Here is a 13,127-nt window from a genome sequence, read left to right on the forward strand (position 1 = left end):
CCGCCGACATCCGGTCCGGTGACAAAAGTCTTATGGGTTGATGCGCGATGTTCATGAGACGGTTCGCCATTACCTTCGATAAGCGAACGGTACATCAAGAACGTACTTTTACAAGCGATATCAATGGGTTGTCTAAGTGGTGCGAAATCTTGAGCGTTCCTTCCGCTTCGCATCGGGCGTCACCATTTTTTTGCTGCGACATCCTTCAAGATCGCGTTGTCCAGCATCTGCTCGGCAAGGAGCTTCTCAGACGGGCATTCTCCAGAGTCTTCAGGCGACGGGCGTCGGAAACGTCCATACCGCCGAACTTCGCCTTAAACTTGTAAAAGGTCGCTGCCGAAATGCCGTGCTTGCGGCAGACATCAGCCGTCTTCGCACCGGCCTCCTGCTCCTTCAGCATCCCAATAATCTGTTCTTCCGTGAACCGCGAGGGTCGCATTGTCCGTCTCCGTGATCGACGGACTCTACCCAATTCTGGAGGAAGTTCAGGGTCTCAGGTCGCGGTTAACCAAGCGAAATGAACTCGATGATCCATGCCTCCCCCTTCAGTATCTGGGAGTTCATTTTGAAAGGCGAGCTACCTACTCGGTAATTCCTTTCCAACGAAACAGGCAACGCCGCCTTATTTCGCCTGCACTCAGAGCTGCTGGTCTAGGTCTCCCATTCCGAAAGCTTCTCCCCCTTCGCTTGATGCGTTAGCTCAGCGTAATCGGCCCTCCGGTATTATACAGATACGCAACAATCGATTTGCTCTTAAAAGCGGCACATGAAGGGTAACCCAACGAGTCTTTAGCGTCTGATGGAAGGTGCGGAGGGTAGAATTATAAAGCAATGTTTATTTGAGCTGAAAATTATAGAAAGCACGAATAATAGGCACGCGCAATGTAGCGCGCGTATGAGCAAGTTCTGGAGAAAAGCCTTTAACCGATTGCCTCAAAAGAGACCGTTCAGTGCCGTAGCGCCCGTAAATTCATGTCGTTTTCGGTTGCGATCCGGGGAAGTCAAATGTGCCGCGCACTACGGCGCAGCAATAGTATCCTCAAGCGTCGCGGTCCGGCAGATCACGGACGCCGGCGAAACCAAACTGCTCCAGAAAACTTGCGTGCTTCGCATAGGTATTGTGCGCCGGGGTTGTGGAGAGCGCGGTCCTACAGTGATTATGTCGGGCCGTCGCAACCAAACATGCGTCCCGTTAAATCTCCGTTGCTCCAGGAGCAGTCGAGCCGCAACAAACATAAACGAAGCCTCCGCTCAACTCCGCCGGTTTCTCACCGTCTTGACGAAGCGGGCAGGTTGATTTGTTGCGGTAGTGAAGCGTGAGCGCGAGCATCTGGGAGGTCGCTTAGAGTCTTTCATGTTTTGACGGAAGCGTATCCGGCGTTTGCGAGGTAGTTTGCGCATTCGCCGGGTTCGATGGTTGAGACGAGGTGCCCGATGTGACGCCATGTGTCCTCGACGGTTCGTTTCTGGGCATGGCGCATCCAGTGCTTGATCTTGGCAAAGGCCTGTTCGATCGGGTTGAGGTCTGGTGAATAGGGCGGCAGGAACCAGAGCCTGGCGCCGGCCGCCCGGATTGAAGCTCGGACGGTGGCCGACTTGTGGGAACCCAAATTGTCCATAACGACGATGTCGCCGGGTTTGAGGACCGGCACGAGCTGCTGCTCAACATAGGCCCGGAAGCACTGTCCGTTGATTGGTCCGTCAAAGACGCAAGGTGCTGTCAGCCCATCGCAGCGCAGCGCGCCCACGAAGGTCAGCGTGCGCCAGTGACCGTGCGGGGCAAAGCCGCGCAGGCGCTTGCCGCGTGGTCCCCAGCCGCGCAGGGGCGCCATGTTGGTCTTGATCCAGGTTTCGTCGATAAAAACCAGCCGGTGCGGGTCAAGGCTCGCCTGAAAGGAACGCCAGCGCTGACGCCTGCGCGCTATGTCGGCCCGCGCCTGCTCAAGGGCGAACAGTGTTTTTTTTGAACCGAAGCCCCTCGCGCTGCAGAAACTGCCACACGGCATTGTGCGACACCTTCACCCCGCGCGCAGCCAGTTCATCCTTGAGCCGGTGCAGCGACAAATGCGGCACCTGATTGATGCGCTCGACGATGAACGCCCGGTGCGGCTCGAGCACCCGCTTTCGGTGGCCGCCCATCTTGCCCGGCGCGACCGAGCCCGTCGCACGATAACGTTGATGCCACTTCACCACCGAAGAAACCGAGACACCGAACCGGGCGGCCGTCGACCGGCAACTCTCCCCGGCCTCGATCGCTCCAATCACGCGCTTGCGAAGATCATTGGAAAGAGGTGCTGTCATAAGATGCTGGCCTCCTCTCCAGCCAACATCTTGAATCACAAAAAGGACCCGATGGGAACCCCAACCGATTCAGACAAAGAATGAACCGCTCTAGAACTCCGACTGGAATGCTGGGAAGATGAGCGTGACGAAAGCGCACTTACTGCACGTTGGCACCGCCTCGTCAGAGGCAGGCCGTGCTGACGACAACTGGGGAGAGGGTCCACAATGTGGAAACCAGGGCCGCTACGGCCAAGGTCAGGCTGAGTCTGCGCACGAAAGGCGAGGACGAGCCCATGCGTGGCGAGCGCAGGGCGGCAAGGAATGCGACCTGCAGAGCCGTCGCCGCAATCCAGGCCGCTATAAGGGCGGCTCGGCCGGAAGTGAGACCGAATCCAGCTTGTGCCCAGCGGTCCGAGCAGACCAAGCCTTGGAGCCCGTAGACGGCGCTGAAGGCGGCGAGCCAGGCTGTCAGCGGAACGGAAATGCGCAGGATATCGGTCATGTCAACACTCCTGGAAGCCAGGCGGCGGCAAGGCCGATCAGCGCAACGCCCACGGCGTAGTCCGACCAAAGCCGGACAATGCGTGCTTCGCCGATTCTTTGCGCCGAGACGTAGCCCGCCGTCACACGGAGGGCGAGGAACGCCTTCATAAGCCCAGCAAGGGCCAAATGTAGCAGAACGTAGCCCGCCACCACCCAGAGCGTTGCGTCATAGGCATGGGCATTGTGGGCGGTCCCTGTGAGGACGGTGACCCCTGCGGCGGCGAGGGCCGCAAGCCCGGCGAAGCTCAGTAGCAGCCCTGGCAGGGATCCAGCGCCCCGTTGAAGGGCCCGATCGGCCATACGGATTCCCACCAGCGTCAGCACCGCTCCTCCCAGCGCCAAGGCAGGGCCGGTGATTCCGGGTTCCAGATAGGAGGGCGGTGGCCAGTTCGGCGCAACGGTCCAGAGGAAGGCGTATCCGAAGAGAAGCGATCCGAAGAAGACGCCGTTTGCCAGGAGCAGGAACAGCGAACCCCACCAGCCGGGCGGTTCCGAGGCGTGAGAAGCGAGCGGGAGCGCCAACCCGTTCCCTACATCCTGCGGGCTCTGATCCTCCTGGCTCCCAAGACTCCAGGCCCACCAGATGCCAAGCCCGGTCACGCCTAGGAGAGAGAGCGGTATGAGCCAATAGGCCTTGATCAGCATTCCAACGAAGAAGCTTCCGGTGACCAGAGCCATGACGATAGGCAGCGCCGAGTTGGTCGGAAAAATGACGAGGTGCTTCGGCCGCCCGCTGGCAATCTCCACCATCAGAATCTCGCGCCGACCGTCGGCTGGAGGGGTCCCGAGATAACCCTCGCCCCGCGCAATGCGCAGGGGTAGGTCGGGATCATCGTGAAGCGGATAGCGACTGCGGATCACCGGTAGGGATGCTAAATTGAAGGATGGTGACGGCGACGGCATGGCCCAATCGAGCGTTCCCGCCCGCCACGGATTGCGGCGGCCACGACCTGCCACCGCTGCGTTTACCGCGACATCGATAAGAACGAGAGCGAAGCCGATCGCCATCACGAATCCGCCGATCGACGCCAAAAGGTTGATGAGTTCCCATCCAGATCCAACCTCGATGAAATCAATGCGCCGGCGCATTCCCAGCAAGCCTGCCCAGTGCAGCAGCAGGAAAGTGCCGTGAAAGCCGAGGACGATCAGCCAGAATGCCGTCTCGCCGAGCTTGAAATATCGCTTCCGCCCGGTGAAGTTCGGCAGCCAGTAATAGAGGCCGGCAAGCATCGGGAAGACGAAACCGCCCACCAGCACATAATGAAAGTGCGCCACGACGAAGTAGGTATCGTGTGACTGCCAGTCGAATGGCACCATCGCCACCATGACGCCGGTAAGCCCGCCCATGACGAAGGTCGCAAAGAAGGCGAGGATCCAGAGCATCGGCAGGTGCATCTCGGGCCGTCCCTTCCAGATGGTCCCGATCCAGGCGAAGATCTGGATGCCGGTGGGCAGCGCCACCAGCGTCGAGGCGGCCGAGAAGAAGGCGAGCCCCATATGGGGGATGCCGGTGGCGTACATGTGATGGACCCAGAGTCCGAAGCTCAGCACGCCCAACGCGGCGGCCGCTGCAACGATCCACCCGTATCCCAGGAGTGTCGTGCGCGCCATCACCGGAAGCACAGTCGAAACAACTCCTGCTGCAGGCAGGAAGATGATGTAGACTTCCGGATGGCCGAATAGCCAGAACAGGTGCTGCCACAGGAGGGAGTCTCCTCCCGACTCGGCCTGGAAGAAGGGCATGCCGAAGGCGCGTTCGAGTTCCAGCAGGATCGAGCCCAGGATCAGCGGTGGAAAGGCGGTCAGGATCATCACCGCCACGATCAGCATGTACCAGGCGAAGATGGGAAGCTTGTCCAGCGACATGCCTGGCGCACGATAAAGGAGCACCGTCGCAACGATTTCTACAGCCGCCGAGATAGCGGAAATCTCCACGAAAGTAATTCCTAGGAGCCAGAAGTCGGGATTGATCCCCGGAGATCCCAAGGTTGAGGAGAGCGGCGGATAGAGAAACCAGCCGCTATCGGGTGCAATGCCTGCGACGAGTGCGAAGATCAGCATCGAACCGCCGAAGAGATAGCACCAGAAGCCGAAAGCGCTCAGCCGTGGGAAAGCCAGGTCGCGCGTTCCCAGCATCTTCGGCAGGAGATAGATGGTCAGTCCTTCAAATAGAGGGATCGCAAACAGGAACATCATGATGGTCCCGTGCATCGTGAAGACCTGGTTGTAGATGTCAGGTCCCATGAATGCCGAGCGCGGGGATGCCAATTGGGCGCGGATCAGCATTGCCAGAATGCCTGCGATCACGAAGAAGGTGACGGCGGTAAACAGGAACATCAGGCCGATGTCATTGTTGTTCACCGTCGTGAGCTTGCCGCGCCAACCTGGTTGGGCTGACCAGATGCGCTCGAGTTCCCGATGGCGGCGAAGCGCGTTCACCGGGCTTCTCCTTGCAGGAAGGCGTCCCATTCGGCCTTGTCATGCGCGCGTACCGTGAAGCGGTGCCCGGCATAACCCCTGCCGTTGAACTCGGCGCTCACGCCCGCATAGTCGCCGGGATTGTCCGCTTCGATCCGCAGAACGTTGACGTGACCAGGAATCGCGTCGAGCTTGCCAGCCAGCCTCGGCGCCCAAAAGCTGTGGATCACGTCGGTCGAGGTGATCTCCACGTCGATCGGCCGCCGGGCGGGGATGTGGAGGACGCCCTCTGTCGTGCGGCCAGGTACATCGGCATAGGAGAAGCGCCAAACCCATTGAGAGGCTTCGGCGCGCACCGTGACAACCTCGGGGCCTGGCCGGGGCAGGAGCCGCTCGCCCACGACGAGACCGTAGGCAGTCAGCGCCGCCAGAATGGTCATCGAGAAGCCGAGACCGAGGCCCCAGATCCAGATCCGCTCGCGCCTTGCCTCCGCTTCCGGCGTCGCAGGTCCGGACGGACGGTAGAATCCCACTACAAGGAGCACAAGGACCAGCAGGAAGATCGCGGCCGATCCGAACAGGAGCACCCACCACATCATCGCGATGGCCTCTGCGGCGGGGCCGGCCGGATCAACCGTGGACAGCCGCCCTTCGCAACCGGTCGGCGCGAGGAGCGTTAACAGCCAGACTGGTCCACGCAGGAGAGATGCCCGATGGCCCAAACGCCTACCCCGAGCCGCGAACGTAAACTCACCGATCCAGTTATTCTGCATCCAGGCTACGATGAGACAGGGTCGAAGGTTGCGATAGCCAGCCACCCGATCCACGCTATGGCTGTCGCCTTCCCCATCGCGTTGACCTTCAGCAACTTTGGCGCGGACGCATTCTACTGGTGGACAGGCGACGTCTTCTGGGCGCGGGCTGCTCTTTGGGCGGCTGGGGTGGCCTTTCTGCTGGGGCTGGCTGCTGCCGCCACGGGCCTTCCGGAACTCCTGTTCGTTCCGGGCATCCGTGTCAGGGCATCCGCTTGGACTCACGCAGCCGTTGCGATGGTGCTTCTGTCGATCCTCGGTATCAATTGGGGCTACCGACTTTACGGCTACGAGGCTGCGGTCCTGCCCTATGGAATTCTCCTTTCGGGGTTTGGCGTCATCATGGTGGGCGCGACGGGGTGGCATGGCGGCAAGCTTGTTTTCGACTACAACCTGGGCGGCGCTTCAAAGGGAAGCTGACGGCTGCGAGGTTCGATCAGCCAGTCCGGTAAGGGGATCTCCTCCAGTTCAGGCTTAGCCAGGACAAGGATCAGAATTCCGATGATCGGAACCAGCAGCAAGAGAAGCGGGAACAGGGGTGCGGGCGTCTGATACTTTCCCCCTGTCTCACCCACGGCGACGACTATGCTTCCGATCCATGCATGAAAGCCGATCAGCAGCGCCACGAAGACCAGTTTCGCGAACATCCAGACTACGAAGACCTCACGAAGGAAGATGAGGAGAATGCCGACCGCAATCGCGGACAGCGCGGCCGGAGTGACTACCCAGGCATAGCCGTAATGACATGCCAGCCGGATCCGGCTGTAGTCTGCCGGCCCGATTGCCGGGTCGTGCCGCGCCAGCATCAGAGGAAGCGCAAACAGTCCCGCGCACCAGATCGCCAGCGCAGCTATGTGAAGTGTCTTCAGATAAGAGACTGCGCCCTCAAGCCACACGATCATGCAGCTCCTTGCGCCATCGACTGCCATTCCCGGCGAGCAAGCAGGATGCTCCACAGCGCGAAGGGCAATCCGGCCGGAACCCACATGATCAATCCGCCCAACTGCTGGTCGGCAAGCGGCGTAAAGCCCCAGGCCCAGGGCGCAATGGCGTGGATCGCATAAAGCGGTTCCGGCGCAAGGGTGAGGAGCGCACCAAGAAGCGCCATCTGCATGAAGCCGGCGAGGATAAAAAGGAGGGCGCGGCCCGAGCCTTGGCGCCGATCGAAAACGGCACGCCAGAAAGCAACGGCGGTTACCAGAAGCGTCGCCTGCATTACCCAGTAGACGGCAATATTGCTGAGAGCCAGATCGTAGGCTTGCGGAAGATGCCACAGCCAGAGAACGCTGGTCGAAACGATGAAGGGAATTGCGATGGAGCGCACTTCCCGCGCCGGCCAGGCCAGAGCGATCAGCGGCCCTGCCGCTGCCACCAGGAGAACATGGTGGACGACGCGCGCGGAAAAGAGCGCTGCCGACAAGGCGCAAAGGGGCGACACGAAAACGATGACCAGAGTTGCGACCGCTAAGGCCCCGGGTTTGGTCCTCGATACCGTCAGAGCAAAGATCCCGAGCGCCAGAAGGAGGAAGGGGTCCAGGTTCCAGGCCATCCAAAGCTCGCTTGGGGCAGGCGGCGGCCCGCAATAGGTTCCCTGCAATGCCTCCATCGCACCTTCCCTCCTCTGGACGACTATCAGGCGGATGCCGCTCCAATTCGGAACCATTCTGAGGGCAACAGGTTCCAACAAGCAGAACCAGTCCAGTTCTTTCTGGCTGGACAACCGCAATCCCACCCATCTCTCGGACTTTGCCGGGGTAACCTGAGACGGAGGGACGCAAATGCGCATTGGCTATCTTTTCGCTCTTGTGCCTGCCATTGCCGGCGTCGTGTTGGGGGCTATCGCCTATTTGCGACCGGAAACCGGTGTGGATGGAACGCCGGGTGCCCTGCTTGCGATGGTGGGCGCCGCCGCCACCGTGATCGGAGGGTTCCTCGCCATGCTGCCGGCGATAAGCGGCAGACTGCTGAAGACGCTGATTTTTCTGACGGGCTTGGCCGCTTTCCTGACAGCCATCGCGGCATGGTTCCTGATGCAATACGCTTTCGCCATCGTCATGGTGCTGGCCCTTGTCAGCCTAGGCGTCGCTCTCGCCATCCCGAACCGGAGGGTTCGTGCATGACCACACGTCTCCCTGTCGCTCTCGCTTTTATAACCTTCGCTGGCCCGGCGGCAGCCGATCAGACGAGTTGGACTCATTTCCACGGCGATCTTGCCTCGACCAAGTTCGCCAACGTGGAGAGTTTCACGCCGGAGTCCGTCAGTCGGCTAGAACGGGCCTGGGAGGTCCGCACCGGAGACGTGTCCGATGGGTCCGGGGAACGGCCGGCTTCTGTCTGGTCGGCGACGCCCGTTTATGCGAACGATACGGTCTATCTTGCCACCCCATTTTACCGCGTGCTTGCGCTCGAGCCGGCGACCGGCGAAGAAAAATGGAGCTATGACAGCCGCTCTACACTGGAGGCGCTGACCCAGCCTGCGCTCAAGACGCGCGGCGTAGCCTATTGGGAGAGTGGCGATGACGGTCCCTGCGAGAAGCGCGTCTATCTCGGTACGATGGACGCTCATCTCCACGCGCTCGACGCCAACACCGGCGAACTCTGCTCGGATTTCGGCGATGGCGGCGTCCTCAACGTTAACCAGTGGAACACGCAAACCCCCGTCTGGCCGCTATCGCTCCTCCAACAGCCGACCGTGGCGGGCGACCGCCTGTTCATCGGCTGGTCCGGCATGGACTGGGAATACACCGCAACCCCGCCGGGCAACCTGATGGCGGTGGATGCGCGTACCGGCGAACTTCTGTGGGACACCGGCTTTATCCCCGAGGAGCTGATTCCCGTCACAGGCACCGCCAACATCTGGACGGCGATGTCGGCTGATCCGGAACTCGGCCTGATCTACGCCCCGATCTCGGCCCCGGAACCCAATTACTGGGGCGGTAATCGCGGCGACGGCATACCCTTGGCCACCTCGGTAACGGCGCTTGACATGGAGACGGGTGAGATCGTCTGGAGTCGCCAGCTCATCTATCATGACCTGTGGGACTATGACACGCCGTCGGCTCCTACCCTGGTCGACATCGAGCGCGACGGGCAGGTGATCCCCGCGCTGGTGCAAACCACAAAGCAGGCAATGATCTGGGTGCTCGACCGCCGGACGGGCGAACCGCTCTTTCCGGTGGAGGAGCGGCCGGTGCCACCGAGCGACATCGACAGCGAGAACGCCTCCCCCGTGCAGCCTTTTGCCGAGATGCCTCCGCCCACACTTGACTATACGGAATTTCCCGGGCCGTGGTGGGTGGCCGATCTGGTCAGCGCCGGTCAATGCTCTCGCGACCTTGAGACCTTTCGCTATGAAGGAATCTACACGCCGCCCTCGCTGGAAGGGACGCTGTTTTATCCGGGAACGGCCGGCGCCAACAATTGGGGCGGCGCGGCTGTCGATCCTCGAACCAATACGCTCTATGTCAATACCTCGCGCGTCGTGCAGGTGATCCGCCTCATTCCAAACGACCGTTTCGAGGATGAGGTTCGCCAAGCCACCGGCGGCGACCTGCAAGGCGGCAGCGACGAGGGCTTTCATCCCCAGCGCGGCTCGCCCTACGGCATAGAGATCTATGAGTGGCTGAACTGGGCCGGACTGCCCTGTTGGGCGCCCCCATACGGCACCTTCTCGGCCTACAATCTTAATACGGGGGAGCGGCTCTACGAGGTGCCTTTCGGCCTATCACAGCAATGGGGTTTCTACGGACTGGCCGCATGGGGCTCGCCTACGCTTGGCGGCCCGGTGGTGACTGCTGGCGGCGTGGTGTTCATCGGTGCCTCAATGGATTCGCGGGTGCGCGCGCTTGACGCCGCATCCGGCAAAGAGGTCTGGTCAGATCTTCTCGCCGCTCCCGTGGTGGCCAACCCGGCCGTCTATACACATGAAGGCGTGGATTATGTCGTCTTTGTCGCCGGAGGCAATTCGATCCTGAAGGAGGAGGTCGCGGATCAAGTTGTAGCTTACCGGCTGGCTGACTAGAATGGGCGGAGGCTGCCGAACCGGATGGACGGCAGCGCTGACCAGTTCACCGCGCTAAGGCGTTGCTCGCGAACTTGATTGGTTTGCCAACGGCCGCGCCTACCCAAAAGAATTGGCGCATCGAAGCCCGGATCCAGCGCTTATTTTCGCTAACCTGGACTGGTTCTAATTCCACTGGTTTCGCCTTCGCAAGGCCGCCGCGACGTTGTCGCCACTGTCGATGAATTGGCCAAGCTGGATCAGGGCTCGTGTTTATCGGCCAGACTGGCTGCCGACGAAGCTAATGCGCCAAGCCGCGCGCGCTGCGCCTTGGCGGACATGTCCGTGCCTTTACCTATGACGGCGCAATGAACGGCACTGTGTTCCTGGCGTATTTCGAGCAGGTGCTGGTTCCCACCTGTCGCCGGTACATCGTCGCGATGGACAAGTTGCAGCCCAGAAGGCCGCGGGCATGCGCGAGGCGGTTGAGCGACAGGCGGGGCCCTGCTTTACCTGCCGATCGATCGACGGTCCCGATCCGTCGAGAACGCCTTTGCCAAGCTCGGTTAGCTGAACGACTGAGATTGGGGAGGCAGTCGTTACCTGGCCGGGTCCCAGCAGCCGCTTCAGGTGAGGCATAGTTTTCCTGCCGCGCGTCCCAGTTCCCATGCGACTGCTTGTTGTACGGCCTTGACGGGTGAACTATAGTAGCACAGTCTAGAAACCTTGTTTCATATGAGAGAACTGCGTGAATTCATGGGCTGGTGAAAAGAACGTCCCGATTGAAGAATTCGCGCTCTCAGAGCGGAGCAGCAGGAGGAATTACATGACAATCGAACAAAGCGTGCAGGACGCTCTAGCCCACGGAAAAGCGCACTTCATGGAAACGCTCGGCAATGTGCCAGAGCCTATTCGCGCAATGATGGAGCATCTACCGAATCATTTTGCCGGTTATTTGCAATTCCGTGAGGCGGTCTATGCTCAACCTGAGGGACCCGGGCATCTCGACCTCAAGACGAAGGAACTTCTATACACGCTTCTGGACATTGTGACAGGCAATCTTGAGGGGGCCAAGAATCATGGGCGCGCCGCGTTCGAGGCCGGTATGACCAGTGGCGAGCTGGCTGAAGGATGTATGCAGGTAATGCATGTTTGCGGCGTCACCACATGGGGGAAAACCGGCTACAAAGTGGTCGATTACATTGCCGAACTCGAGCGGGAACAACGTTAATTGGATGCTTAGATCGTCCCAGCAGATTTTAGATATGCTGAAATGATCTAAAGTCTCTTTGTCTCGATATCCCCGGACATAATCGAGAGAGCATTCTTCCTGGAGTTGCTTTAAGTTCAAACCGGTTTAGCAGGATGAATTTCGCACATTTTCCAGAGATGCACGCGCGTTCCGACCCTAACGCGCTTGCAGTCGCAGACTCGCGGATGCGCTTGAACTATGCAGAGCTTGACGAGGCGGCCTGCCGCTTTGCGAACCTGCTTATGAACTATGGTGTAGAGGTAGGATCGCGTGTCGCGTTCTATTTGCCCAATCGGGTTGAGTTCGCCATCTGTTTCTTAGGCGCCTTAAAGGCTGGTGTGATCGCAGTTCCGATTAATTGGCGTCTCCGAACAGCGGAGCTTTCTGCTGTGCTCGACCATTGTGCGCCGGCGATCCTAGTCACCACCGACACCCTGGCGCCTGAGGTACCGGAAAATTCAAAACTTCTCCTACTGAGAGTTTCCGACGGCCCAGGAAAGGGCAGCTTCTGGGATGCTTTGAAAGATGCCTCGGCGGAATTTACCAGCCGCGGGCGGCAGAATGATGATATTGCCAACCTGCTCTACACCTCAGGGACAACCGGTAAACCAAAAGCCGTTATCCACACGCATGGAATGCGCACGGCAATCGCCGGCACAATGATCGACCGCTTCGCGATGTGCAGGCATGACGTCGGCCTTGCCGTATCCCCGATGTTCCACACCGGCGGACTGAGCGTCTTCGCCAATGCGATGTTGTGCGGAGGTGCAGTGAGGCTGATGGAAAGATGGAACTTGGAGGAATTTGTAGACGCTCTAGTACAAGATCGAGTGACCTACATGCATCTAATCTCCACGGTCGTCGTCGACATCGTGCGAGCGCCGGCTGAAAAATTCGCCAGGCTTCCGAAGACGGTTCGTTTCACCTGGGGTGGTGGACATTCAACCGATGCTGAATTGTTCAAGGAATTTGAGCGGCGGATCGGAGGCGTCTACCTTCAAGGATATAGCCGAACAGAAGGCGGTATTACCTATAACTTACTCGCAGGAGAGAAGCGGCGCTTCGAAATCAATGGCTATCCAAGCCGAGACAATTCGGAAATTGCCATATTGGAAGAAGGATCCGATACCCCATGCCCATACGGGACAGTCGGTGAGATCGCCGTTCGCGGAGATGGAGTATCGCCGGGATACTGGAACCGCAGTGATGCTCAAGCCACGGTCCAGCAGCGTGCCTGGCAGAGGACTGGCGATATCGGGTATATGGGAGCTGACGGGGCATTGGTCTTCATCGGCCGCCGAGACCACATGATTAAAACAGGTGGCGAGAACGTTTATCCCAACGAGGTCCTCCGCGTAATTCTGGAAATACCTGAAGTATCTGATGCGGTGGTATTTGACATGCCCGACGATCGGTTTGGCCAATGTGTCGCTGCTCTCGTTGTACCCAAGGCAGGCGTTCATCTGACGGAGGCAATGGTCGATGCTGCTTGCCGAGCGGCTCTTGCAGGCTTCAAGATCCCGCGGCGTCTTGCAATTGTAGACGAACTGCCCAAGCTGGGATCACAGAAGGTGGATATCGCCGCCAGCCGTAAGCTTCTGCAAGATTTCCAAGCCAAGGGCGCGGCAGAGTAACCCTGCATCAGCGGAGTCGATTTCGTTGCTATGCCTCTAATGGGCAGGCATCGCGACTTATTTCGGCTGATTCCGCGGATCAATTCTGCTTCTCGCTTAGTTCAGCCTTGCGTCTGCAGGTACGCCCATTACCCGGCTGACAATGAAGCTCCTCCGCAGCTTCCAATTTTAAGGCTAGAATCCGC

Annotated in this window: 11 protein-coding genes and 2 pseudogenes; 6 read left to right on the forward strand and 7 right to left on the reverse strand. The window is 59.6% G+C overall.

Annotated features, from left to right (window positions below):
* Positions 1–185: 185 nt before the first annotated feature.
* From HUS57_RS12890 to HUS57_RS12910, 5 genes and pseudogenes are all read right to left on the reverse strand, one after another.
* Positions 186–439: pseudogene (locus tag HUS57_RS12890) on the reverse strand (transposase); the annotation flags it as partial.
* Positions 440–1,352: 913 nt separating this feature from the next.
* Positions 1,353–2,301, reverse strand: a protein-coding gene (locus HUS57_RS12895) for an IS630 family transposase (protein ID WP_173931600.1) whose coding sequence is annotated in 2 segments (ribosomal slippage) — positions 1,353–1,964 and positions 1,966–2,301 — 948 coding nt in all. Because the reading frame shifts where the segments join, the coding sequence is not laid out codon by codon here.
* 163 nt (positions 2,302–2,464) lie between these two features.
* Positions 2,465–2,785 (reverse strand): hypothetical protein, encoded by a 321-nt coding sequence (locus HUS57_RS12900; RefSeq protein WP_173934318.1) that lies wholly within the window; start codon positions 2,783–2,785, stop codon positions 2,465–2,467.
* Positions 2,782–5,265, reverse strand: a complete 2,484-nt coding sequence (ctaD, locus tag HUS57_RS12905) for a cytochrome c oxidase subunit I (protein WP_173934319.1) — start codon at positions 5,263–5,265, stop codon at positions 2,782–2,784. Before ctaD ends, HUS57_RS12900 begins: the two co-directional genes overlap by 4 nt.
* Complete coding sequence (locus HUS57_RS12910) at positions 5,262–5,966, reverse strand: cytochrome B (protein ID WP_246727866.1); 705 nt, start codon at positions 5,964–5,966, stop codon at positions 5,262–5,264. Before HUS57_RS12910 ends, ctaD begins: the two co-directional genes overlap by 4 nt.
* Here HUS57_RS12910 and HUS57_RS12915 point away from each other — a divergent pair.
* A complete protein-coding gene (locus HUS57_RS12915) occupies positions 5,958–6,476 on the forward strand; it encodes a DUF2231 domain-containing protein (RefSeq protein WP_173934321.1) in 519 nt (172 codons plus the stop codon). The genes HUS57_RS12910 and HUS57_RS12915 overlap by 9 nt on opposite strands.
* On the opposite strand, the gene HUS57_RS12920 is transcribed toward HUS57_RS12915, so the two are convergent.
* Together HUS57_RS12920 and HUS57_RS12925 are read right to left on the reverse strand one after the other, a co-directional pair.
* On the reverse strand, positions 6,443–6,958 hold the full coding sequence (locus tag HUS57_RS12920) for a CopD family protein (RefSeq protein ID WP_173934322.1): 516 nt from the start codon (positions 6,956–6,958) through the stop codon (positions 6,443–6,445). The genes HUS57_RS12915 and HUS57_RS12920 overlap by 34 nt on opposite strands.
* Entirely contained in the window at positions 6,955–7,662 is a 708-nt protein-coding gene (locus HUS57_RS12925) for a cytochrome c oxidase assembly protein (RefSeq protein WP_173934323.1), read from the reverse strand. Before HUS57_RS12925 ends, HUS57_RS12920 begins: the two co-directional genes overlap by 4 nt.
* Before the next feature lie 172 nt (positions 7,663–7,834).
* On the opposite strand from HUS57_RS12925, the gene HUS57_RS12930 reads away from it, so the two are divergent.
* From HUS57_RS12930 to HUS57_RS12945, 5 genes and pseudogenes are all read left to right on the forward strand, one after another.
* Entirely contained in the window at positions 7,835–8,176 is a 342-nt protein-coding gene (locus tag HUS57_RS12930; RefSeq protein ID WP_173934324.1) for a hypothetical protein, read from the forward strand.
* Positions 8,173–10,077 (forward strand): PQQ-binding-like beta-propeller repeat protein, encoded by a 1,905-nt coding sequence (locus tag HUS57_RS12935; protein ID WP_173934325.1) that lies wholly within the window; start codon positions 8,173–8,175, stop codon positions 10,075–10,077. The genes HUS57_RS12930 and HUS57_RS12935 overlap by 4 nt, the downstream gene beginning before the upstream one ends.
* 299 nt (positions 10,078–10,376) lie before the next feature.
* Positions 10,377–10,546 (forward strand): annotated as a pseudogene (locus tag HUS57_RS17995) (IS630 family transposase); the annotation flags it as partial.
* Positions 10,547–10,882: 336 nt separating this feature from the next.
* Positions 10,883–11,287 carry a carboxymuconolactone decarboxylase family protein gene (locus HUS57_RS12940; protein WP_173934326.1) on the forward strand — a complete coding sequence of 135 codons (405 nt, stop codon included), beginning with the start codon at positions 10,883–10,885 and terminating at the stop codon, positions 11,285–11,287.
* 134 nt (positions 11,288–11,421) lie between these two features.
* Positions 11,422–12,942 (forward strand): class I adenylate-forming enzyme family protein, encoded by a 1,521-nt coding sequence (locus HUS57_RS12945; protein WP_173934327.1) that lies wholly within the window; start codon positions 11,422–11,424, stop codon positions 12,940–12,942.
* Positions 12,943–13,127: the final 185 nt, after the last annotated feature.

It is taken from the genome of Chelativorans sp. Marseille-P2723 (assembly GCF_902809845.1).
GTDB lineage: Bacteria > Pseudomonadota > Alphaproteobacteria > Rhizobiales > Rhizobiaceae > Chelativorans.

Excerpts from the sequence above, each read along its gene's own strand:
- HUS57_RS12900 (WP_173934318.1), bottom strand. The coding sequence starts at position 2,785 with ATGACCGATATCCTGCGCATTTCCGTTCCGCTGACAGCCTGGCTCGCC.
- HUS57_RS12915 (WP_173934321.1), top strand. The coding sequence starts at position 5,958 with ATGGCCCAAACGCCTACCCCGAGCCGCGAACGTAAACTCACCGATCCA.
- HUS57_RS12920 (WP_173934322.1), bottom strand. The coding sequence starts at position 6,958 with ATGATCGTGTGGCTTGAGGGCGCAGTCTCTTATCTGAAGACACTTCAC.
- HUS57_RS12925 (WP_173934323.1), bottom strand. The coding sequence starts at position 7,662 with ATGGAGGCATTGCAGGGAACCTATTGCGGGCCGCCGCCTGCCCCAAGC.
- HUS57_RS12930 (WP_173934324.1), top strand. The coding sequence starts at position 7,835 with ATGCGCATTGGCTATCTTTTCGCTCTTGTGCCTGCCATTGCCGGCGTC.
- HUS57_RS12935 (WP_173934325.1), top strand. The coding sequence starts at position 8,173 with ATGACCACACGTCTCCCTGTCGCTCTCGCTTTTATAACCTTCGCTGGC.
- HUS57_RS12940 (WP_173934326.1), top strand. The coding sequence starts at position 10,883 with ATGACAATCGAACAAAGCGTGCAGGACGCTCTAGCCCACGGAAAAGCG.
- HUS57_RS12945 (WP_173934327.1), top strand. The coding sequence starts at position 11,422 with ATGAATTTCGCACATTTTCCAGAGATGCACGCGCGTTCCGACCCTAAC.